The organism is Pseudomonas sp. RA_15y_Pfl1_P11 (genome assembly GCF_963970975.1).
Classification (GTDB): Bacteria; Pseudomonadota; Gammaproteobacteria; order Pseudomonadales; family Pseudomonadaceae; genus Aquipseudomonas; species Aquipseudomonas tritici.
Map to the genome: position 1 here is coordinate 21,712 of NZ_CAXAOY010000007.1, position 22,946 is coordinate 44,657.

At 60.3% G+C, this 22,946-nt stretch carries 19 protein-coding genes; 12 read left to right on the forward strand and 7 right to left on the reverse strand.

The genetic code is table 11. The features are described 5' to 3' along the window. Positions 1-26: 26 nt before the first annotated feature. From AACY44_RS10860 to AACY44_RS10875, 4 genes are all read right to left on the reverse strand, one after another. On the reverse strand, positions 27-1,067 hold the full coding sequence (locus tag AACY44_RS10860) for an ABC transporter substrate-binding protein (protein WP_339415428.1): 1,041 nt from the start codon (positions 1,065-1,067) through the stop codon (positions 27-29). Between the two features lie 44 nt (positions 1,068-1,111). Then, on the reverse strand, positions 1,112-2,224 hold the full coding sequence (locus AACY44_RS10865; protein ID WP_049711272.1) for an ABC transporter ATP-binding protein: 1,113 nt from the start codon (positions 2,222-2,224) through the stop codon (positions 1,112-1,114). 214 nt (positions 2,225-2,438) lie between these two features. Beyond that, on the reverse strand, positions 2,439-3,068 hold the full coding sequence (locus AACY44_RS10870) for a response regulator transcription factor (RefSeq protein ID WP_339415427.1): 630 nt from the start codon (positions 3,066-3,068) through the stop codon (positions 2,439-2,441). 18 nt (positions 3,069-3,086) lie between these two features. Next, the gene (locus tag AACY44_RS10875; RefSeq protein WP_339415426.1) at positions 3,087-5,081 is read right to left on the reverse strand and encodes a PAS domain-containing sensor histidine kinase; all 1,995 of its coding nucleotides are present in this window, start codon (positions 5,079-5,081) and stop codon (positions 3,087-3,089) included. Positions 5,082-5,158: 77 nt separating this feature from the next. On the opposite strand from AACY44_RS10875, the gene AACY44_RS10880 reads away from it, so the two are divergent. Then, positions 5,159-6,133, forward strand: a complete 975-nt coding sequence (locus AACY44_RS10880) for an alpha/beta hydrolase family protein (protein WP_339415425.1) — start codon at positions 5,159-5,161, stop codon at positions 6,131-6,133. 140 nt (positions 6,134-6,273) lie between these two features. Here AACY44_RS10880 and AACY44_RS10885 read toward each other — a convergent pair whose 3' ends face one another. Genes AACY44_RS10885 through AACY44_RS10895 form a run of 3 tightly spaced genes read right to left on the reverse strand, consistent with a single transcriptional unit; the run spans position 6,274 to position 8,739 of the window. Then, the gene (locus AACY44_RS10885) at positions 6,274-7,041 is read right to left on the reverse strand and encodes a TerB family tellurite resistance protein (protein ID WP_339415424.1); all 768 of its coding nucleotides are present in this window, start codon (positions 7,039-7,041) and stop codon (positions 6,274-6,276) included. Position 7,042: 1 nt separating this feature from the next. Beyond that, positions 7,043-7,717, reverse strand: a complete 675-nt coding sequence (gene murU / locus AACY44_RS10890; protein WP_339415423.1) for an N-acetylmuramate alpha-1-phosphate uridylyltransferase MurU — start codon at positions 7,715-7,717, stop codon at positions 7,043-7,045. Beyond that, the gene (locus tag AACY44_RS10895; protein ID WP_339415422.1) at positions 7,714-8,739 is read right to left on the reverse strand and encodes an aminoglycoside phosphotransferase family protein; all 1,026 of its coding nucleotides are present in this window, start codon (positions 8,737-8,739) and stop codon (positions 7,714-7,716) included. Before AACY44_RS10895 ends, murU begins: the two co-directional genes overlap by 4 nt. A 130-nt stretch (positions 8,740-8,869) precedes the next feature. Here AACY44_RS10895 and AACY44_RS10900 point away from each other — a divergent pair, with 130 nt between their 5' ends. The 11 genes from AACY44_RS10900 to AACY44_RS10950 all read left to right on the forward strand — a co-directional run bounded on the left by AACY44_RS10900 (position 8,870) and on the right by AACY44_RS10950 (position 22,912). Next, the gene (locus AACY44_RS10900) at positions 8,870-11,680 is read left to right on the forward strand and encodes an LPS-assembly protein LptD (protein ID WP_339436906.1); all 2,811 of its coding nucleotides are present in this window, start codon (positions 8,870-8,872) and stop codon (positions 11,678-11,680) included. Next, positions 11,655-12,995 (forward strand): peptidylprolyl isomerase, encoded by a 1,341-nt coding sequence (locus AACY44_RS10905; protein ID WP_065871786.1) that lies wholly within the window; start codon positions 11,655-11,657, stop codon positions 12,993-12,995. The genes AACY44_RS10900 and AACY44_RS10905 overlap by 26 nt, the downstream gene beginning before the upstream one ends. Further along, on the forward strand, positions 12,992-13,981 hold the full coding sequence (gene pdxA, locus AACY44_RS10910) for a 4-hydroxythreonine-4-phosphate dehydrogenase PdxA (RefSeq protein ID WP_339438168.1): 990 nt from the start codon (positions 12,992-12,994) through the stop codon (positions 13,979-13,981). Before AACY44_RS10905 ends, pdxA begins: the two co-directional genes overlap by 4 nt. Continuing rightward, a complete protein-coding gene (gene rsmA / locus AACY44_RS10915; RefSeq protein ID WP_065891382.1) occupies positions 13,978-14,790 on the forward strand; it encodes a 16S rRNA (adenine(1518)-N(6)/adenine(1519)-N(6))-dimethyltransferase RsmA in 813 nt (270 codons plus the stop codon). The genes pdxA and rsmA overlap by 4 nt, the downstream gene beginning before the upstream one ends. A 106-nt stretch (positions 14,791-14,896) precedes the next feature. Beyond that, positions 14,897-15,277: a Co2+/Mg2+ efflux protein ApaG gene (gene apaG / locus AACY44_RS10920; protein ID WP_339415418.1), complete on the forward strand. Its 381-nt coding sequence runs from the start codon at positions 14,897-14,899 to the stop codon at positions 15,275-15,277. Continuing rightward, positions 15,277-16,116: a symmetrical bis(5'-nucleosyl)-tetraphosphatase gene (locus AACY44_RS10925; RefSeq protein ID WP_339530254.1), complete on the forward strand. Its 840-nt coding sequence runs from the start codon at positions 15,277-15,279 to the stop codon at positions 16,114-16,116. The genes apaG and AACY44_RS10925 overlap by 1 nt, the downstream gene beginning before the upstream one ends. 9 nt (positions 16,117-16,125) lie before the next feature. Further along, a complete protein-coding gene (glpE, locus tag AACY44_RS10930) occupies positions 16,126-16,455 on the forward strand; it encodes a thiosulfate sulfurtransferase GlpE (RefSeq protein ID WP_339428469.1) in 330 nt (109 codons plus the stop codon). Between the two features lie 284 nt (positions 16,456-16,739). Further along, complete coding sequence (locus AACY44_RS10935; protein ID WP_003194732.1) at positions 16,740-18,662, forward strand: PrkA family serine protein kinase; 1,923 nt, start codon at positions 16,740-16,742, stop codon at positions 18,660-18,662. Positions 18,663-18,785: 123 nt separating this feature from the next. Then, entirely contained in the window at positions 18,786-20,057 is a 1,272-nt protein-coding gene (locus tag AACY44_RS10940) for a YeaH/YhbH family protein (protein ID WP_339415415.1), read from the forward strand. Next, on the forward strand, positions 20,054-21,619 hold the full coding sequence (locus tag AACY44_RS10945; RefSeq protein WP_049711259.1) for a SpoVR family protein: 1,566 nt from the start codon (positions 20,054-20,056) through the stop codon (positions 21,617-21,619). Before AACY44_RS10940 ends, AACY44_RS10945 begins: the two co-directional genes overlap by 4 nt. Positions 21,620-21,682: 63 nt before the next feature. Beyond that, positions 21,683-22,912 (forward strand): multifunctional CCA addition/repair protein, encoded by a 1,230-nt coding sequence (locus AACY44_RS10950; protein ID WP_339415413.1) that lies wholly within the window; start codon positions 21,683-21,685, stop codon positions 22,910-22,912. The last annotated feature ends 34 nt before the right edge of the window (positions 22,913-22,946 follow it).

A 22,946-nucleotide genomic window follows, 5' to 3' on the forward strand; every position in this document is an offset into this window, starting at 1 on the left:
AGACCTATCCACCCCAGCAGGCGGTGTTACTTGGCAGCCCAGGAGTTGAAGCGCTGCTCGAGCTGCTCACCGTTATCCGCCCAGAAGCTCACGTCGATCTGCACCTGGTTGGCGATGTTTTCCGGGGTGGTCGGCATATCCTTGAGGATGTCCTTGGCCAGCAACGGTACGGCTTGGGTGTTGGCCGGGCCGTAGGCGATGTTTTCCGAGTAGATCTTCTGCTGCTGCGGTTGCACCGAGAACGCGATGAATTTCTTCGCTGCTTCGGCACGGTCCTTGGCCAGGCCTTTAGGAATGGCCCATGCGTCGAAGTCGTAGATGCCGCCGTTCCACACCACTTTCAGGTTGCTTTCTTTTTGCACAGCGGCGATGCGGCCGTTGTAGGCCGAGCTCATCACTACGTCACCCGAGGCCAGGTATTGCGGCGGTTGTGCACCCGCTTCCCACCACTGGATCGACGGTTTGAGTTCGTCGAGTTTCTTGAACGCACGGTCCTGGCCATCTTTGCCGGCCAACACTTTGTAGACGTCCTTCGGCGCGACGCCGTCTGCCATCAAGGCGAATTCCAGGGTGTACTTGGCGCCTTTACGCAGGCCACGCTTGCCCGGGAATTTCTTGGTGTCCCAGAAATCTGCCCAACTGGTGGGTGCCGTGGTGAGCTTGTCGGCGTTGTAGGCCAACACGGTCGACCATACGAAGAAGCCTACGCCGCACGGCTGGATCGCACCCTTCACGTAGTCGGCGGTGTTGCCGAACAGTTTCGGGTCCAGCGGTTCGAACATGTCCTCGTCGCAGCCACGGGACAGCTCCGGGGATTCCACTTCCACCAGGTCCCAGGACACGCTCTTGGTGTCGACCATGGCTTTGACCTTGGCCATTTCACCGTTGTACTCACCGGCGACGATCTTGCCGTTGCCCGCGCTTTCCCACGGTGCGTAGAAAGCTTTGACCTGGGCCGCCTTATTCGCGCCACCAAAGGACACGATCGTCAGGTCCGGGCCCGCCATGGCCTGTGTCGCGCCCATCAAGCTCAAGGCCAGGGCGGAATATTTAAGGGATCTCAACATTGTTGTTCTCTCCACGTGCAGGGTTGGTGAAGCCATGGGGGCGATCAGTTCGCCTCTAGAAGTGGGTCGAGTGCGCGAACGTGCTCGACTTGCCAGCCAATCGGTACCACGTCGCCGACCGCCAGGGCTGGGTCCAGCTCGGCAATCGGTTGTTTCACAAAAAAATCGGCTTTGCCGCAGACTTCCAGGCGTACACGCACGTGGTCGCCCAGGTAGATGAATTCCGCCACACGCCCGGAGAAGCGGTTGACGCAGCTTTCGCTGGAACCATTGAGGCTGACGCGTTCCGGGCGCACCGACAGGGTCACCGGGCCGCCGATCTGGCCGACGTTGACCGCCAGTGCCTCGACCTTCTCGCCACGTGCCAGCTCCACCACGCAGCGCTCGCCGGTGTGGCTGTGCAGACGACCATTGAGGCGGTTGTTCTCGCCGATGAAGTTGGCAACAAAGGTGTTCTTCGGTTCTTCGTACAAGGTGCGCGGCGCGGCGATCTGCTGGATTTCGCCCTGGTGGAACACCGCCACGCGGTCGGACATGGTCAGCGCTTCGCCTTGGTCGTGGGTCACGTACACCACGGTCACGCCGAGGCGCTGGTGCAGGTGCTTGATCTCCATCTGCATGTGTTCGCGCAGTTGCTTGTCGAGGGCGCCGAGGGGTTCGTCCATCAGTACCAGTTGCGGCTCGAACACCAACGCACGGGCCAGGGCCACGCGCTGTTGCTGGCCGCCGGAGAGTTGCGCCGGATAACGCTGGGCGAAGGCGTCGAGCTGGACCATGCTCAGCACGCGTTTGACCCGCTCGCTGACATCGGTCTTGCTCAAGCCGCGCACCGACAGCGGGAACGCCAGGTTCTCGGCGACGGTCATGTGCGGGAACAGCGCGTAGTTCTGGAACACCATGCCGATGTCGCGCTTGTGCGGCGGTACATTGTTGATGGAGCGCCCGGCCAGCTGGATCTCGCCTGCCGTCGGCGTTTCAAAGCCGGCCAGCATCATCAGGCTGGTGGTCTTGCCCGAACCGGAAGGCCCGAGCAAGGTGAGGAACTCGCCCTTGCGAATCTCCAGGTTGAGGTCTTTGACGATCAGGTTCTCGCCGTCGTAGCTCTTCTGCACGCCACGAAAGCTGACCAGCACATCATTTGAATCCACCTCGCTCATACCCGCACCTTTGTATTTTGGACTGCTGTGAGACAAGCGTAGTCAAGGCGCGAGCCCCCGGAAATCGGGGGCCAGGAGAGATTCGCATCAGCCGGATGGAAGGTTTGGGGTAGGGATTGCCCTACAACGATGGCGGGGATGGGACAGTGCAACGCCGCGATACGGCGGAAATGGGTTCAGCGCATCTCACCGTTAGTCGCAAACAGGCATGTCATCACAACAACTTGTGCTCCATGGCGTACTTCACCAGTTCAGCCAGCGAAGTGATATGGAGTTTTTGCATCAACCGCGCCTTGTGGGTGCTGATGGTCTTGCTGCTCAACGCCAACTGTTGGGCGATGTCGTTGACGTTGGCGCCCTGGGCCAAGCGTTCGAATACCGAGAACTCGCGCTCCGACAGCAACGAATGCAGCGGCCGGGTATCGGTGAGGCCCACTTCGAAAACCATGCGGTCCGCCAGGTCCGGGTCGATATAACGCCCACCAGCCGCCACCTTGCGAATTGCCGTGAGCAACAGCGCCGGGTCGCTGTCCTTGGTGGCATAGCCGGCGGCGCCGACCTTCAAGGCACGGGCGGCCATTTGCGCTTCGTCGTGCATCGAGAGCACGAGGATCGCCGGCGGATTGTTCAGCGCACGGATGCGTGCAATCGCCTCCAGGCCGTTGACGCCAGGCATTGAGATATCCAGCAGCACCACTTCACACGGCACATTGCGCAAGGTCTCCAACAGTTGTTCGCCATTGCTCGCTTCGCCAACGACCAACAGGTCTTTGGCCAGGCCGATCAATTGCTTGATGCCTTCACGAACGATGGTGTGGTCTTCGGCTACCAGTACGCGGATCACAGGGACTTCCTCTTGGTGTTATGCATCCAACGGCACCGTAACACTCAAGGTGGTGCCCTCCCCCAACTCGCTGTCCAGGCTCAGTTGCCCGCCCATGATCAGCACCCGCTCGCGCATGCCCACCAGGCCAAACGACACCGGGCGCCCCTGGGCCTGGACGAAACCGACGCCATCATCACTGATGGTCAGCCGCAAATCGGTGCCCTCGACGGCGAGGGTCAGCTCCACAGTATGCGCCTGGGCATGACGCATCACATTGGTCAGCGCCTCCTGCAGGATCCGGAACAGGCCAATGGCCTTGGCATCGCTGAGGGCCGGCAGGTTATCCGGGACTTGTACCAGACAGGGAATTTGCGTACGGGCTTCGAAGCGCCGGGCCTGCCATTCAATGGCCGAGGCAATGCCGGCATCGAGAATCGGCGGGCGCAGCGCTGTCGCCACATCGCGCACCAGCTGGAATAGCTGGGCGATCAGGCGCTTCATGCTGTTCAAGCGGTCGTGCAAACCAGGGTCGAGTTGCGCATAGCTCAGCTCGCACATTGAGGTCTCGAGCTTGAGCACCGTGAGCATTTGCCCAAGCTCGTCGTGCACCTCACGGGCGATGCGCGCCTTTTCTTCTTCGCGCACGGTTTCCAGGTGGGCGGACAGCTCGCGCAATTGCGCTTCACTTTGCAGCAAGGCCGTCAGGGTACGGCGTAGCTCAGTGACATCGTTGAGGTAGACCACCAGGTATTCGGCCTCGGCAAAACGCAGGAAGCTCAAGGACACGTTCGTCGGCAGGATGCTGCCGTCAGCACGCTGGCAATCGGTGGCGAAATTCTGCGGACCGTCTTCGCTGGCCCGCGCGCGCCTCCACAGGTTGAGCCAGCGGTCCATATGCAGGCTTGGATCAAGGTCAACCAGCGGCCGCTCGATCAGCGCACCGGGGCCGTAGCCGAGCATGCTCTCGGCCGCACGATTGGCGTAGCGCACATGGCTATCCCAGTTGACCCAGAGGATGCCGACAGTGCTTTGGTCGATAGAAAACTGCGTCAACCGCAAGGCTTCGGCACCGGCGGCGCGGGCCGTGCTTTCTTCGCGGGCGGCCAGCAAGCCGTGTTCCAGCACCCGCTGCTGGCGACGCTGCCAAAACACGACAGCCAGGCTGGCGAGCAGCAACAGCCCCAGCAACAGGCAGAGGTTTTGCCACAGCCCTGGGGATGCTGTGAGGTGTGGGTATTTAGGTTGCAGCCAGCGGCTGTGCAGTTGGTCAAGGTCGCGTGCGGGGATGGCGCGCAAGGCGCTTTCCATGATGCTGGCCAATTCTGGCCATTCCCGCCGCGTAGCCACCCGCAGCAATTGCGGCAGGCCAATATCGCCCACCACCGCCAGCCCGGCGAATTCCGCTTCGCCGGACAGACGGCTCAATTGCGCTTCGTCCACCACCGCGTAGCGTGCCTGCCGGCTCACCAGCAATTGCAGAGCCTGGCGCTCCATGGGCACGCCTTGAAGGTTGAGGCCGGGGTAGGTGCTGCGCAGGTAATCGGCCACAGCGCTGGGCATGCGCACGGCGACGCGGGATTGCTCATCGAGTTTCTCCAACTCCACGGCCCCACCGCCATCGCGGATACCGACGATGTGTTGCGGCACGCGCATATAAGGGTCGGTGAACAACCACAGACGCAAACCGGCAGGGGTTTGTTGCAGGCCGGGGGCGATGTCCACTTCGCCATCGCGTACGGCGGCTTCCAATTGCTCCTGGTTGGGGAAGTTGCGCCAGGTCAGCTCGATGTTCAGCGCCTTGGCTAACCATTGCATCAACTCGACATTGGCCCCGGACAGCCGCTGCAAACGCCGGTCGTATTGCGCGTAAGGTGCCTGCAACACCAGGCCCACCCGCAGCTCCGGGTGCTGGGCCAGCCATTCGCGTTGCTGCACATTGAGCTGCGCCTGGGGAACGGCGGGCGCAGGGGCGGCGTTTGCCATCAAGGCAAGGCACATACAGCCGATAACCAGCAGACAGCGAAAACCCATGATCCACGTCTCACATCACTGACAAACACTGACCAACCCATTAGGCTGCTGGAATCACTTCTGGCCGGGAATTAACGATGCCCTTTTTACACCGTTCGGCACTGCCAGCATTGTGCCTGTCGCTGCTTTTTACCAGTGCCTTTTCTGTACAGGCCGCTGACGCCCCTGAGCCGGCCGCAGAAAAACCCGTCGAGCGCCAGCCTTTGCCTGAGCGCAGCCTGGCAGAAGCCAGCGCCCTGGAGCGCAAAATCCCGCAACAGGAGCAGCAACAATTACAGGCCGGCAGCGATTCATTCCTCGCCCTGTGGAAACCGGCCAACAGTGCCGAACCCGAAGGTGTGGTGATTATCGTACCGGGCGCCGGGGAGAATGCTGACTGGCCGCAAGCGATCAGTCCGTTGCGGCACAAATTGCCGGATGCCAACTGGGGCAGCCTCAGCCTGTCGTTGCCGGACGTGAGCGTGGACACCCTGCCGCCGCGTGTGATGGAAGCGCCCAAGGCCACCGTCGATGCCAGCAGCAAGGAAGCGAGCACCGCCGACAAACCCATCGAGCAGGCTGCCAGCGCTGAGGCCGAGGGCACTGACCCGGCAGTGGTTCCTGGGGCCGACGAGCAGGACAAGACCGATGCTTCGCGCATCTTTGCCCGCATCGATGCCGCCGTGGCCTTCGCCCAGACCCAGAGTGCGCGCAGTGTGGTGCTGCTCGGCCATGGCACCGGCGCCTGGTGGGCGGCGCGCTATTTGAGCGAGAAGCAGCCGTCCCAGGTGCAGAGGTTCGTCATGGTCGCGGCGCAGACGCCAACCGGGCGCCATCCGGACATCCAGCAACTGGCCCCCGGCCTGAAGCTGCCGACCGCCGACGTGTTCTATCAAGACGACCCTCAGACACGCAAAAACGCCCTGGCCCGCGCCCAGGCGGCCAAGCGTTTGAAGAATGACGGTTATAAACAGGTGTCGCTGAAAACCTTGCCCGGTAACAGCGCGGCTGAGCAGGAGCAGTTGTATCGACGGGTTCGCGGGTGGTTGAGTCCGCAGGCGACGACTGACTGAAACCGGATTGGCAACCCGGTCGAAATGTGGAAGCTGGCTTGCCTGCGATGGCGGAATATCAGTGCCAAAGGCATTGCTGACCCGCCGCTATCCCAGGCAAGCGAGCGCCCACAGTAGATCGGGTTTTCACGCAAAAATAATCAGCGGAAATCCCGCCGCTCGCGAATCAACGCATAAGCGCTATGCAATTCGCGAGTACGTTCGGTCGCCTCACGCACTTGCGTAGCGCTCGCGCCACTGCCGGCAACCTTGTCCGGGTGATGGCGGCTGAGCAGGCGGCGATAAGCCTGCTTGATCACCGACGGTTCGGTGGTGGCCGTCACACCCAGCACACGCAACGCGTCCTGATAGGTAGGCCCCCGACTGACCAGCGGCTTACGCTCCGGTGTGTAGTCGGCCGCCAACGCCTGGAGCTGTTGCGGCGTCCAGCCCAGCCATTTGCCCCACAAGTCGATCAAGTCACGCTCGGCGTCATCCGCCTTGCCGTCTGCCCAGGCCATGCGCCAGCACGCACGCAATACACCTTCGGCCGCGTGGGGTTGCGCCTTGAGCACCCGCAGATAGCGGCGCACCCGGTCGGAGCCGGACTTGCCACGATTGAACGCTGCGATAGCACGACGTTGGGCTGACTCGGTCATGTCCAGCGAGCGCATCTCCTGGCGCGCCTGTTGAATATGGCCGTCCACCACGCGCCCATTGCTCTTGGCCAAACGCCCCAGCAACACAAACAACAGCTCGTCATTGCGCAACGCCGGGCGCCCGCCCAGCCGCTCGCGCAACTGCGCCCAGCTTTGCAGTTGCAGGCGACGGTCCAGCGCCTGCCCCAACAGCGCACCCAACAAGGCCCCCGGAATACTGGCTATGGCAAAGCCAGCCCCCGCGCCGATCAGCGTCCCTGGCCACAGCATGTTACTGCCCCGCTGTCAGCAGGGTTTCGACTTGCGCCAGGCGCTCCAGCGTACCGACATCAATCCAGCGTCCCGCCATGTGCTCCCCCGTTACCAGACCTTTAGCCATGGCCGCCCGCAGCAGCGGCGCCAGCTTGAAGGCACCCGCACTGCAACCCGCGAACAACGTGGGGTCGAGCACTGAAATGCCACTGAAGGTCAGGTTATCGGCACCGGCCGCAGCATCATGAAGCAAACCTTGATCAAGGTAGAAATCGCCACCTGAAGGGTGATGCGCCGGGTTGTCGACCATCACCAGATGGGCCAGGCCCTTGAGCGGTCGCTTGAGTTGGGTGAAGTCGTAGTCGGTCCAGATATCGCCATTGACCACCAGGAAGGGTTCGTCGCCCAGCAACGGCAATGCCTGGAAAATCCCACCGCCGGTTTCCAGCGGCTCGCCCTCGGGGGAGTAACGGATGCGCAAGCCAAACTGCGCGCCGTCCCCCAGATAACATTCAATCTGCTGGCCGAGCCAGGCATGGTTGATCACGATGTCAGTGAAGCCGGCCTTGGCCAGCGCCTCCAAGTGATACTCGATCAGACGCTTGCCGCCGGCCTGCACCAGCGGCTTGGGCGTGTGCAACGTGAGCGGACGCATCCGCTCACCTTTGCCAGCGGCCAGGATCATCGCCTTCATACGCTCATCTGCGCAGGTGGGCGCAGACTGGCCAGCAATTCACCCAGCTCGCTCAACTCCGAACGGTCCGCCAACACCGCGTCTATATAAGCAAAGAAGCGCGGCACATCGGCCAGGTAGCGTGGCTTGCCGTCACGATGGCAGATGCGCGCGAAGATACCGATGACCTTGAGGTGGCGCTGCACGCCCATCAGGTCGCTGGCACGCAGGAAGTCTTCGAAATCGGCCTGCACCGGGATGCCCAGTCGTCCCGCGCGCTCCCAATAGCCGCGCTGCCATTCCCGCACGCGGGCCTGGGGCCAACTGAGGAAGGCGTCCTTGAACAGGCAGGTGATGTCGTAGGTCACCGGGCCGTAGACCGCATCCTGAAAATCCAGCACGCCGGGGTTCGGCTCGCTGATCATCAGGTTGCGTGGCATATAGTCGCGGTGCACCAACACCTTCGGCTGCGCCAGGGCACTGTTGATCAGGTGGTCACTGACACGCTGCCAGAGCGCTTGTTGTTGCGTATCGAGTTCGATACCCAGATGGCGACGCACGTACCACTCCGGAAACAATTCGAGCTCACGACGGAGTAAGGCCACGTCATAGCTTGGCAATGGCGCGTCCATCGGCAACTGCTGAAAAGCCAGCAAGGCATCGATGGCTTGGGCAAACAATGGGTCGGCGTTTTTGTCGTCAATCACGTCCAAATAGGTTTTTCTGCCCAGGTCATTGAGCAAAAGAAAGCCTCGCGGCAAATCTTCTGCATAAATTTTTGGAACATTTATCCCTGACTTCGCCAGCAAATGTGCGATATCGACGAAAGGTTTGCAGTTTTCCTGGGGGGGTGGCGCATCCATTACCACGAATGTATGACCACCGCCTTCCCAACGGAAATAGCGCCTGAAACTCGCGTCGCTGCTGGCCGCGGTCAATGTGGCCGGGGGTACGGCACCCCAGCCTTGAGCGTTGAAAAGGATCGGCAACTGCTCATCCAGCCAGACTTCCAGCTGTTGTAAACGTAGATCTTGCTCTGGCATTACAAGGGTCTCCGACGGCGCTAGCCGTCAAGCGGGGCATGCTTTATTATCACGCATCTTTTTCAGACCATCGAGAGGCGTGCGGCCCAAACCGCGGGCAGATGGCACGCAGGAAGCCCGGACTAATAAGATGGCATTGAAATCCCCCGCGTTTCGTAGAAAATTTCCGTTGCTGGTAACCGGCAGTCTGCTGGCCTTGCAACCCTTCGCCACCTCATTCGTGGTCGCCGCGGAACAGTATGACTGCTCAGTCTCTGCTTCGGGTGCCTGGGATTGCGCGCCGAAAACCGCCGCAGCCCCTCTGCCACCACGCCCGGTGCATGACGGCGCAGCCGTCAGCTCCGCCAACAGCACGGCGCAAGCCGAGGCTGGCGGCAAAGCCGAGGCCGTGCCGCAGACCGCACTGGTCACCGACTCCAAGGGCCGTGGCCTGCGCTCGCGCAGCGCCGACTACAGCCACCTGGACTGGGTACCGCGCGACAAGCTGACCGCAGCGCAGTTGGCCGAAACCGGCCCGTATTGCGGCGGTGCGTACATCGAGCCGATTCGTCCTGGCATGAACGACAAGACGAACAAGAGCGATGCGCCCACCTTCATCGGTGCCAAAGCCTCGCGTTACGAGCAGGAGTCGCAAGTCGCGACCCTGGCCGGTGACGTCGTCATGCGCCAGGGCAGCATGCAGATGGAGTCCGAAGAAGCCAGCCTGTACCAGGCCGAGAACCGTGGCGAGCTGAATGGCAAAGTCCGTCTGCGCGACAACGGTGCACTGATCGTCGGCGACCATGCCGAAGTGCAGCTCGACACCGGCGCCGCCCAGATCGACAACGCCGAATACGTGCTGCACAAGTCACGTATCCGCGGTAACGCGCTGTACGCCAAGCGTGCCGAAAACGCGATCATCCGTCTCAAGGACGGCACGTACACGACGTGCGAGCCAGACAGCAACGCCTGGCAGCTGCGAGGCAACAACATCACGTTGAACCCGGCAACCGGCTTCGGTACGGCGACCAACGCAACATTGCGGATCAAGAACATCCCGATCCTGTACACCCCGTACATCTATTTCCCGATCGACGACCGTCGTCAATCCGGCTTCCTGCCACCGAGCTTCAGCAGCGGCAGCGAAAACGGCTTTACCCTGGTTACGCCGTACTACTTCAACCTGGCGCCAAACTACGACGCCACGTTGTACCCGCAATACATGACCAAGCGCGGCATGATGATGGAAGGCGAATTCCGCTACCTCACCAAGTCTAGCGAAGGCCAGTTCGGCGGCGCGTACCTGAACGACGACAACGACGAGCGCAACAAGCAGACCGATTACGAAAAAACCCGTTATATGCTCAATTGGCAACACAAGGGCGGGTTGGATTCGCGTGTAATGACCCAGGTCGACTACACAACGATCAGCGACCCTTACTTCTTCCAGGACCTCAAGTCCAACCAGGAAGGCGTCGAAAGCCGTGACTTCGTCAACCAGCAAGGTGCCGTGACGTATCGCGGCGACACCTTCCAGGCACGCCTGAACCTTCAGGCCTACCAGTTGGCAACGATCTCCCAGATCACCCCGTATGACCGCCTGCCGCAGATCACCTTCAACGGTCAGCTGCCATACCACCCTGGCGGCTTGAACTTCAGCTACGAGACCGAAGCCGTGCGCTTCGACCGCGACCTGGAGAATGGATTCTTCAAGGATCAGGACGGCGTAGCAACACGCCGCCTGGATACCTACGTCACGGGCCTGACCCGTGCGAACGGTACTCGCCTGAACGTAGCGCCGGCCGTCGAATACCCGATGAACTGGACCTACGGCTTTGTTACGCCGAAGCTCAAGTACGTGTACACCAAGTACGACCTGGACCTGGACAGCATTGGCAAGAACGACATCATTGCCGCTCAAGCTGCAGCCACGCCGGCCAACCCGTACGCAGGCGGCACGTTCAAAAGCTCCCAGGACCGTGCGGTTCCGATCGCCAGCGTAGACAGCGGCCTGTACTTCGACCGCAATACCAACTGGTTCGGCAAAGACTATCGCCAGACCCTCGAGCCGCGTGCGTTCTACCTGTATGTGCCGAACAAGGACCAGGCGGACATCCCGGTCTTCGACACCAGCGAGTACTCGTTCAACTACGCGTCGTTGTTCCGCGACAACCGTTTCAGCGGCTCCGACCGTATCGGCGACGAGAACAAGCTGTCGCTGGGCTTGACCAGCCGCTGGATCGAAGACAACGGTTTCGAGCGTCAGCGCGTAGCCGTGGGCCAGGCGCTGTACTTCAAGGATCGTGAAGTTCAACTGCCGGGCATCCTCGCCGCCGACCGTGCCGATGCACAGTCGGACGTATCGCCAGTCGCCCTGGACTACGAGTTCCGCTTCAACCGCGATTGGCGTGCCACGGCTGACTACAACTGGGACACCGAGGAACACAGTCCTCGTTCCGGCAGCGCGATGCTTCACTACCAGCCGGAAGACAACCCGAACAAGATCATCAACGTCGGTTATCGCTATCGTAACGACCAAGTCGTCTACAACCAGCTGACCGGCAAATGGCAGTTCGGCGGTGACTACGGCCAGCCAGGCGACGCGAACTTCGTGAAGGATTACTACAAAATCCAGCAACACGACTTCTCGATGATGTGGCCGATCATTCCTCAGTGGAACCTGATCACCCGCTGGCAGTATGACTACGCTCGCAACCGTACGCTGGAAGCCTTCGGTGGTTTCGAGTACGACAACTGCTGCTGGAAACTGCGCGTCATCAACCGCTACTGGGTTTCCAACGACGAATACAGCCAGATCGCCCCGCTTAACGAAAAGGGTGACCACGGGCTCTTCCTCCAGATCGTCCTCAAAGGACTCGGCGGCCTGACCGGCGCCAAGGTGGAGAGCTTCCTCGACAAAGGCATTGAAGGTTATCGTGAACGTGAAAACCAAGCTTTCTGATTGTCTGCGCCCGCTAGTGCTGGGCGCGCTGTTCCTGGGGACCGCATCGGCACACGCTGCGGTTCAACAGCTGGATAAGGTAGTGGCCATCGTCGATAACGACGTGATCATGCAGAGCCAACTGGACCAACGCGTCAAGGAAGTCCAGCAAACCATCGCCAAACGTGGCGGTGGCGTGCCACCGACCAGCGTCCTGGACCAACAGGTTCTGGAGCGCCTGATCGTCGAAAACCTGCAATTGCAGATCGGTGATCGTTCCGGCATCCGTATTTCGGACGAGGAACTGAACCAGGCGGTAGGCACCATTGCCCAGCGCAACAACATGAGCATTGACCAGTTCCGTGCAGCCCTGGCCCACGACGGTTTGTCCTATGAGGACGCCCGTGACCAGATCCGCCGTGAAATGATCATCAGCCGTGTGCGTCAGCGCCGTGTCGCCGAGCGGGTTCAAGTGTCCGAGCAGGAAGTGAAGAACTTCCTGGCGTCGGACCTTGGCAAGATGCAGCTTTCCGAAGAACTGCACCTGGCCAACATCCTGATCCCGACACCGGACAGCGCCAACTCCGAGCAGCTCAATGCAGCCGCCGCTAAAACCCAGGCTATTTATGATCGATTGAAGGCAGGTGCCGACTTCGCCCAAATGGCGATCGCCCAGTCGGGCAGCGACAACGCCCTCGAAGGCGGTGACATGGGCTGGCGTAAAGCTGCTCAGCTGCCTCCACCGTTCGACCGCGAGCTGAGCGCTATGGAAGTGGGTGGCATTACTCAGCCAGCCCGTACCCCAGGCGGTTTCATCATTCTCAAGTTGCTGGAAAAACGCGGTGGCGAGACCTCGCTGAAAGACGAAGTACACGTTCGTCACATCCTGGTCAAACCAAGCGAAATCCGCACCGAAGCCCAAACCAAGGAACTGGCCCAGAAGATCTATGACCGCATCGAAAGCGGTGAAGACTTCGCCACCCTGGCCAAAAGCTTCTCGGAAGACCCGGGTTCTGCTCTCAACGGCGGCGACCTGAACTGGATCGACCCGAAAGCCTTGGTGCCAGAGTTCCAGCAAGTGATGGCCGATACTCCGCAAGGTGTGCTGTCCAAGCCGTTCAAGACCCAATATGGCTGGCATGTGCTGGAAGTCCTTGGCCGTCGCGCCACCGACAACACCAACCAGGCCCGCGAGCAACAAGCACTGAACGTATTGCGTAACCGCAAATACGACGAAGAGCTGCAAACCTGGCTGCGTCAGATCCGCGACGAAGCCTACGTTGAGAACAAGCTGCCAGGCGCCGAGCAAACAGGCACCGACCAGGCTACTCAGTGAAACCCCAGCGTTTCGCGGTGACACCCGGCGAGCCGGCCGGCATTGGTCCTGACCTGTGCCTGCTGCTCGCCTCGCAATTCCAGCCATACCCCCTGATCGCCATTACCAGCCGCGACCTGCTCCTTGAGCGGGCCGCGCAACTGGGTGTGGCCGTCAATTTGCTGGACGTGGCGCCGGGTTACTGGCCCGACCTGCCCGCTCCCGCCGGCAGCTTGTATGTGTGGGACACGCCGCTGCAGGCCAAGGTAGTGGCCGGGCAACTGGACAAGGCCAATGCGGCGTTCGTGCTGGAAACCCTGACTCGCGCAGGGCAAGGCTGCATCGACGGCGACTTCGCCGGCATGATCACCGCCCCAGTGCACAAGGGCGTGATCAATGAGTCTGGCATCGCCTTTTCCGGCCATACCGAATTCCTTGCCGAGCTGACCCACACCGCTCAAGTCGTCATGATGCTGGCCACGCGCGGCCTGCGAGTCGCCTTGGTGACCACGCACCTGCCCCTGCGTGAGATTGCGGACGCCATCACTGCCGAACGTTTGGAGCGTGTGACGCGCATCCTGCATGCCGACCTGCAACAGAAATTCGGCATCGCCCAACCGCGCATCCTGGTCTGTGGGCTCAACCCCCACGCGGGTGAAGGCGGCCACTTGGGCCATGAAGAAATCGACATCATCGAACCAACCCTGGAGCGTCTGCGCCAAGAAGGCATGGACCTGCGTGGCCCACTGCCTGCGGACACTCTGTTTACCCCCAAATATCTGGAGCACTGCGACGCAGTGCTGGCGATGTACCACGACCAGGGGCTGCCGGTGCTTAAATACAAAGGCTTCGGCGCCGCCGTCAACGTGACACTGGGCCTGCCGATCATCCGAACGTCCGTCGACCATGGCACTGCCCTGGACCTGGCGGGCAGCGGCAAGATCGATACCGGCAGCCTGCACGTGGCCCTGGAAACCGCCTATCAGATGGCCGAGACCCGTATATGACCGAGCATTACCAACACCGGGCGCGTAAGCGCTTCGGGCAAAACTTCCTGCACGACGCTGGCGTGATCGACCGTATCCTGCGGTCTATCCATGCCAAGCCCGAAGACCGTCTGCTGGAAATCGGCCCGGGCCAGGGCGCACTGACCAAAGGTCTGCTTAACAGTGGCGGCCAACTGGATGTGGTTGAGTTGGACAAGGACCTGATCCCGATCCTCAACCAGCAGTTCGCCGACAAGCCGAACTTCAACCTGCACCAGGGCGATGCACTGAAGTTCGACTTCAACAGCCTCAACGCAGCGCCCAACAGCCTGCGGGTGGTGGGCAACCTGCCATACAACATCTCCACGCCGCTGATCTTCCACCTGCTGAACAACGCCGGGATCATCCGCGACATGCACTTCATGCTGCAAAAGGAAGTGGTCGAGCGCCTGGCTGCAGGGCCTGGTGGTGGCGATTGGGGTCGTTTGTCGATCATGGTTCAGTACCACTGCCGCGTCGAACACCTGTTCAACGTCGGGCCCGGCGCGTTCAACCCACCGCCGAAGGTCGACTCGGCCATCGTGCGCCTGGTGCCTCACGCCGTGCTGCCCCACCCGGCCAAGGATCACAAATTGCTGGAGCGAGTCGTACGCGAAGCGTTCAACCAGCGCCGCAAAACCTTGCGCAATACACTCAAGAACCTGCTGAGCACCGCTGAAATCGAAGCTGCTGGTGTCGACGGCAGCCTGCGCCCCGAACAACTGGACCTCGCGGCGTTCGTGCGCCTGGCCGACCAGCTTGCCATCCAGCCTGCGCCAGCCGCGGACTGAAGCCGGCAGTACCTGGGCCAGACACCATGTCTGGCCTAGTGCCCCGCTCTTGGCCTAGACTGACCCGCATCTGCTGTCCTCCGCTTTTGCTTTTAAGGCCTCTTGCATGTCCGATCCTCGCTACCAGATCGACGTCAGCGTCGTCACCCGCTTCCTGGCGGACCAATCACAACCTGAACATAACCGCTTCGCCTTTGCCTACACCATCACGGTGAAAAACAACGGGCTGGTGCCGGCCAAGCTGCTGTCCCGCCACTGGGTGATCACCGACGGTGACGGCCAGGTCGAAGAAGTACGCGGCGCAGGCGTGGTGGGCCAGCAACCGCTGATCGACATCGGCGCGAGCCACACCTACAGCAGCGGCACGGTGATGACCTCCAAAGTCGGCACCATGCAGGGCTCCTATCAGATGAAGGCCACCGACGGTAAATTGTTCGACGCCATCATCCCGCCCTTCCGCCTCGCCGTGCCGGGAGCCCTGCACTGATGGCGACCTATGCGGTCGGAGACCTGCAAGGGTGCCTGGAGCCCCTCAAGTGCCTGCTTGACCGCGTGGCCTTCGACCCAGAGAAAGATCGCCTGTGGCTGGTCGGTGACCTGGTCAATCGCGGCCCCGAGTCCCTCGAGACGTTGCGCTACTTATATAGCCTGCGCGATTCCCTGGTGTGCGTATTGGGCAACCACGACCTGCATCTGCTCGCGGCCGGCCATAACATTGAGCGTCTGAAAAAGGGCGATACCCTGCGGGAAATCCTCGAAGCACCGGATCGCACCGAGTTGCTCGACTGGCTTCGCCGGCAAAAAATCCTGCATTACGACGAAGGCCGCAATATGGCCTTGGTCCATGCTGGCATCCCGCCCCAGTGGACACTGAAGAAAGCCCTCAAGTGCGCCGCCGAAGTCGAAAGCGCCCTGGCCGATGACAACCTGTACACCGCCTACCTCGACGGCATGTACGGCAACGAGCCGGTGAAGTGGGACAACGACCTCACCGGCGTTGCACGCCTGCGGGTGATCACCAACTACTTCACGCGCATGCGCTTCTGCACCACCGAGGGCAAGCTCGACCTCAAAAGCAAGGAAGGCGCCGACACCGCATTGCCGGGTTACAAGCCCTGGTTCGCGCACAAGGACCGCAAGGCCCGCGACACCCAGATCATTTTCGGTCACTGGGCGGCACTTGAAGGCCAATGCGATGAGCCCGGCGTGTTCGCCCTCGACACCGGTTGCGTCTGGGGTGGCGCCATGACCCTGATGAATATCGATACCGGCGAGCGCCAGAGCTGCCAGTGCGAACCGCCCCAACCTATCACCGCCAAGCCCTAGGAGCCCGCCATGAGCGAATTCAAACGTATCCCTCCCGAACAAGCCCAGGCCCTGCGCGAGAAAGGCGCCGTAGTGGTCGACATCCGTGACCAGCCGACTTATCTGGCCGCCCACATCCGCGGCGCCCAGCACCTGGACAACGTCAACATCGCCGATTTCATCCGCGCCGCCGACCTCGATGCGCCCGTGATCGTGGCCTGCTACCACGGCAACTCCAGCCAGAGCGCTGCGGCTTATCTGATCAGCCAGGGCTTCTCCGACGTCTATAGCCTGGATGGCGGCTTTGAGCTGTGGCGTACGACCTTTCCTGCAGAAATTTCTTCCGGCGATTCGCAATAATTTTTTTAACACCCCGCTACCCCGCGTGACGCTTGGGCTCGCGCCGTTTCTGACGAACGGCGCAGCCAAACTAATTGCGCATCGCGCCTTGACCTCTCCGATTCCGAACTATCCTTAAGCGCAGGCCATCCGAATCAGGGGAGAGCCGGTACACCGGCGTGCGGGTCATCGGTAGTGTTTCAGGGTGCTTGGGGGGAAAACAGTCATTGGCGTCTGCCAATGTCTGCCAGCATCGACTGATTGATCCGGCGTCGGCTCCACGTATCGAGCGAGGTGACGACGTCATGAGTATCTTTAGCCACTTCCAACAACGCTTCGCGTCCACACAGCAAGAAGAACTCACGCTGCAAGAGTATCTCGAGCTGTGCAAACAGGACCGCAGCACCTACGCGTCTGCCGCCGAACGCCTGCTACTGGCAATTGGCGAGCCGGAGCTGGTGGAAACCGCCAACAACTCGCGGCTGTCGCGAATATTCTCCAACAAGGTGATCCGCCGCTATCCGGCCTTTGAAGACTTCCACGGCATGGAAGAGTGCATTGACCAGATCGTCTCCTACTTCCGCCACGCCGCCCAGGGCCTGGAAGAGAAGAAACAGATCCTCTACCTGCTCGGCCCCGTCGGCGGCGGTAAGTCGTCCCTGGCCGAAAAACTCAAACAACTGATCGAGAAGGTGCCCTTCTACGCCATCAAGGGCTCACCGGTCTTCGAGTCGCCCCTGGGCCTGTTCAACGCCACGGAAGATGGCGCAATCCTCGAAGAAGACTTCGGCATCCCGCGCCGTTACCTCAACACCATCATGTCGCCCTGGGCCACCAAGCGCCTAGCCGAATTCGGCGGTGACATCAGCCAATTCCGCGTGGTGAAACTCTACCCGTCCATCCTCAACCAGATCGGCGTGGCCAAGACCGAACCGGGTGACGAGAACAACCAGGATATCTCGGCACTGGTGGGCAAGGTCGATATCCGTAAACTCGAAGAATTCCCGCAAAACGACGCCGACGCCTACAGCTATTCAGGCGCACTGTGCCGGGCCAACCAGGGCCTGATGGAGTTCGTGGAGATGTTCAAGGCGCCGATCAAGGTGCTGCACCCACTGCTTACCGCAACCCAGGAAGGCAACTACAACAGCACTGAAGGGCTGGGCGCGATTCCGTTCACCGGAATCCTGCTGGCCCACTCCAATGAATCGGAATGGCACACCTTCCGTAACAACAAGAATAACGAAGCCTTCATCGACCGGATCTACATCGTCAAGGTGCCGTACTGCCTGCGCGTCAGCGATGAAATCAAGATCTACGACAAGCTGCTGTTCAACAGCTCCCTGGCCAAGGCCCATTGCGCACCCGACACCCTGAAGATGCTCGCCCAGTTCACCGTGCTGTCGCGCCTCAAGGAGCCGGAGAACTCGAATATCTATTCGAAGATGCGCGTGTACGACGGTGAAAACCTCAAGGACACCGATCCCAAGGCCAAGTCGATCCAGGAATACCGCGACACGGCAGGTGTGGACGAGGGCATGAACGGCCTGTCGACGCGCTTCGCGTTCAAAATCCTGTCCAAGGTCTTCAACTTTGACCCCCACGAAATCGCCGCCAACCCGGTGCACCTGCTTTACGTGCTGGAACAGCAGATCGAACAGGAGCAATTCCAGGCGGAAACCCGCGAGCGCTACCTGCGTTTCCTCAAGGAGTACCTGGCGCCGCGCTACATCGAATTCATCGGCAAGGAAATCCAGACCGCGTACCTGGAGTCCTACAGCGAGTACGGCCAGAATATCTTCGACCGTTACGTGCTGTACGCCGACTTCTGGATCCAGGACCAGGAATACCGCGACCCGGAAACCGGCGAGATCCTCAACCGCGTCGCACTCAACGAGGAACTTGAGAAAATTGAGAAACCGGCCGGCATCAGCAATCCGAAGGATTTCCGCAACGAAATCGTCAACTTCGTGCTACGCGCCCGGGCCAACAACAATGGCAAGAACCCGACTTGGCTCAGCTACGAGAAGCTGCGAGTGGTCATCGAGAAGAAAATGTTCTCCAACACCGAGGATCTGCTGCCGGTCATCAGCTTCAACGCCAAGGCCAGCAAGGAGGATCAGCAAAAGCACAACGACTTCGTCACACGAATGGTCGAGCGCGGCTACACCGACAAACAGGTACGGCTTCTTTCGGAATGGTACCTACGGGTCCGGAAATCGCAGTGAGGCAGCTGCAAGCTTCTAGCTGAAAGCCGCAAGAGAAAAGCTATTGAACCCGTGGTTGCGCGGAATTGATGGGCTTTGACTTGCGGCTTGTAGCTTACGACTTGAAGCTCCCCGGAGGGGCCTATGAGCTATGTGATCGACCGACGCCTCAATGGCAAGAACAAGAGCACGGTAAACCGCCAGCGTTTCCTGCGGCGTTACCGTGACCACATCAAAAAAGCCGTCGAGGAGGCCATCAGCCGCCGCTCCATTACGGATATGGAGCATGGCGAGCAAATCAGCATTCCCGGACGGGACATCGACGAACCGGTGCTGCACCACGGCCGGGGCGGCAAACAGACCGTCGTGCATCCGGGCAACAAGGAATTCACCACCGGTGAGCACATCCAGCGCCCACAAGGTGGTGGCGGCGGTAAAGGCCCTGGCAAGGCGGGCAATTCCGGCGAAGGCATGGACGAGTTCGTGTTCCAGATCACTCAGGAAGAATTTCTCGAATTCATGTTCGAGGACCTGGAGCTGCCTAATCTGGTCAAGCGCAACCTGACCGGCACCGACACCTTCAAGACCGTTCGCGCCGGGATCAGCAACGAGGGCAACCCTTCCCGCATCAATATCATCCGTACCCTGCGCTCGGCCCACGCGCGGCGCATCGCACTGTCAGGCAGCAGCCGCGCCAAACTGAGAGATGCCAAGGAAGAGCTGGCGCGTTTGAAACGTGAGGAACCGGACAACTTCGGCGACATTCAGCAAATCGAGGCGGAAATCGAGAAACTCAGTGCGCGCATTCATCGTGTGCCGTTCCTAGACACCTTTGACTTGAAATACAACTTGCTGGTCAAACAACCCAACCCCAGCTCCAAGGCAGTGATGTTCTGCCTGATGGACGTGTCCGGCTCCATGACCCAGGCCACCAAGGACATCGCCAAGCGCTTCTTTATCCTGCTTTACCTGTTTCTCAAGCGGAACTACGACAAGATCGACGTAGTGTTCATCCGCCATCACACCAGCGCGCGGGAGGTCGACGAGGAGGAGTTTTTCTATTCACGGGAAACGGGTGGGACCATCGTCTCCAGTGCCTTGAAGCTGATGCAGGAGATCATGGCCGAGCGCTACCCCGCCAACGAGTGGAACATCTACGCGGCCCAGGCCTCGGACGGTGACAACTGGAACGACGACTCGCCCATCTGCCGCGACATCTTGATCAACCAGATCATGCCGTTCGTGCAGTACTACACTTACGTTGAAATCACCCCCCGTGAGCATCAGGCCCTGTGGTTCGAATACGAGCGCATTGGCGAAGCCTTTGCAGACACATTCGCCCAGCAGCAACTGGTCTCGGCCGGCGATATCTACCCGGTCTTCCGTGAACTCTTCCAGCGCAGGTTAGTGACATGACCGCCAAAAAAGAGCATAAGCGCCAACCCATATCCACGGGGTCCGAGTGGACCTTTGAACTGATCCAGGCCTATGACCGGGAAATCAGCCGCATCGCGGCGGGTTATGCCTTGGACACCTACCCCAACCAGATCGAAGTGATCACCGCGGAACAGATGATGGATGCCTACGCCTCTGTCGGCATGCCGTTGGGGTATCACCATTGGTCCTACGGCAAACACTTTCTCAGCACCGAGAAGTCCTACACCCGAGGACAGATGGGTTTGGCGTACGAGATCGTGATCAACTCCGACCCGTGCATTGCCTACCTGATGGAAGAAAACACCATCTGCATGCAGGCGCTGGTGGTGGCCCATGCCTGCTACGGACACAACAGCTTCTTCAAGGGCAATTACCTGTTCCGCACCTGGACCGATGCCAGTTCAATCATTGATTACCTAGTGTTCGCCAAGCAGTACATCATGCAATGCGAGGAACGCCACGGCATTGATGCGGTGGAAGACTTGCTCGACTCTTGCCATGCGCTGATGAACTACGGGGTCGACCGCTACAAACGGCCCTACCCGATTTCCGCCGAAGAAGAACGCCTGCGCCAGAAGGAACGCGAGGAGCACCTGCAAAAACAGATCAACGACCTGTGGCGCACCATTCCAAAACGTGCAGGCAAAAACAGCGACAAGGACAATGCGCGCTTCCCCGCCGAACCTCAGGAAAACATCCTGTACTTTCTGGAAAAACACGCCCCACTGCTGGAGCCCTGGCAACGGGAAATCGTTCGCATCGTGCGTAAGATCGCCCAGTATTTTTATCCACAGCGCCAGACCCAAGTGATGAACGAAGGCTGGGCGACGTTCTGGCACTACACGCTGATGAACGACCTGTACGACGAAGGCCTGGTCACTGACGGTTTCATGATGGAGTTCCTCACCTCCCACACCAGCGTGGTGTTCCAGCCGGGGTTCGACAGCCCGTATTACAGTGGTATCAACCCCTACGCACTGGGCTTCGCCATGTACCGCGATATCCGGCGTATGTGCGAACACCCTACCGAAGAAGACCGCCGCTGGTTCCCGGAAATCGCTGGCACCGATTGGTTGTCCACCATCAAGTTCGCCATGAGCAGTTTCAAGGACGAGAGTTTTATCCTGCAGTACCTGTCACCCCAGGTGATTCGGGACCTCAAGCTGTTCAGCATCATGGATGACGACCTCAAGGATGACCTGGTGGTACCGGCCATCCACGACGAGCCCGGCTACCGCACCATCCGCGAAACGCTGGCGGCGCAGTACAACCTGGGCAACCGCGAGCCGAATGTGCAGATCTACAGCATCGATGTGCGCGGCGATCGCTCGTTGACCTTGCGCCACCAGCAACATGACCGCAAACCCCTGGGCGAATCCACCGAGGAAGTACTCAAGCACCTGCACCGCCTATGGGGCTTCGACATTCATTTGGAAACGCTGCAGGGCGACCAAGTGATGAAGACTCACCATGTACCGCCGCGCAGCGAGCATGGCGACAACGACTACGGCCGACTGGACCTCGCCGTCGTTCATCTCTGAAACAGCAAAGCCTCCATTGGCTAGGCACAGGCGGTATCCTGTGCGGCTAATGGAGGCTTTTTCATGAAAATCTACAAAGTCGGCGGTGCCGTGCGTGACCGCCTGCTGGGCATCAAGGTCACCGATGTTGACCGCGTCGTCGTGGGGGCGACCACCGAAGAGATGCTGGCCAAAGGTTTCAAACCCGTCGGCGCTGACTTCCCCGTGTTTCTCGACCCGAAAAATGGCGATGAATACGCCCTTGCCCGCACAGAGCGCAAGAGTGGCCGGGGTTATGGCGGCTTTGTGTTTCATGCGAGCCCAGAGGTGACGCTGGAAGAAGACCTGATCCGTCGCGACCTGACCATCAACGCCATGGCGGAAGACGATGAGGGTAATTTGACCGACCCTTATCATGGCCAGCATGATCTTGAAGCGCGCATCCTGCGCCACGTTTCCCCAGCGTTCGCCGAAGATCCGCTACGAGTGCTCCGCGTTGCGCGCTTTGCTGCACGTTACGCGCACCAGGGTTTTACGGTCGCTCCGGAAACACTGGCGCTGATGCGTCAACTCAGCGAATCCGGCGAACTGGAAGCCCTGACGCCTGAGCGCAGCTGGAAAGAAATCTCCCGAGCGCTGATGGAAGACCAGCCCCAGGTGTTCATCCAAGTACTGCGCGACTGCGATGCATTGAAAACCTTGATGCCCGAAGTCGATGCACTGTTCGGCGTACCGCAACCCGAAGCCCATCACCCCGAAATCGATACGGGAATACACACTTTGAGCGTGCTGGAACAGGCCGCCCTGCATAAACAGCCGCTGACCGTGCGCTGGGCCTGCCTGCTGCATGACTTGGGCAAGGGCCTGACGCCGGTGGATAAGTTACCGCAGCATATTGCTCACGAACACACCGGCTTGAAGCTGATCAAGGCCGTCAATGAACGCTTCAAAGTACCGAAGGACTGCCAGGAGCTGGCGCTGCTGGTGGGCCAATATCACACCCACGGCCATCGGGCGCTGGAGTTGAAAGCCTCGACGCTGCTGGAATTGCTGCAAAGTTTCGACGTTTACCGGCGGCCGCAGCGCTTTGAAGAGTTTGTGGTTGCGTGCGAGATGGATGCCCGAGGCCGAAAAGGCTTAGAGCAGCGAAGTTATCCACAAGCGGATTATTTGCGCGGGGCGGCGAAGGTGGCGCGCGAAGTGCCGGTGGCACCACTGCTGGAAAAAGGCTTCAAAGGCCCGGAACTGGGTGAAGCGCTCAAACGCGAACGCCTGAAAGCGCTGAAGGCCTACAAAGAACAGCCTATTTCCTAGACGCGGCCCTGCTGTGGTGAGGGCGCTTGCTCCC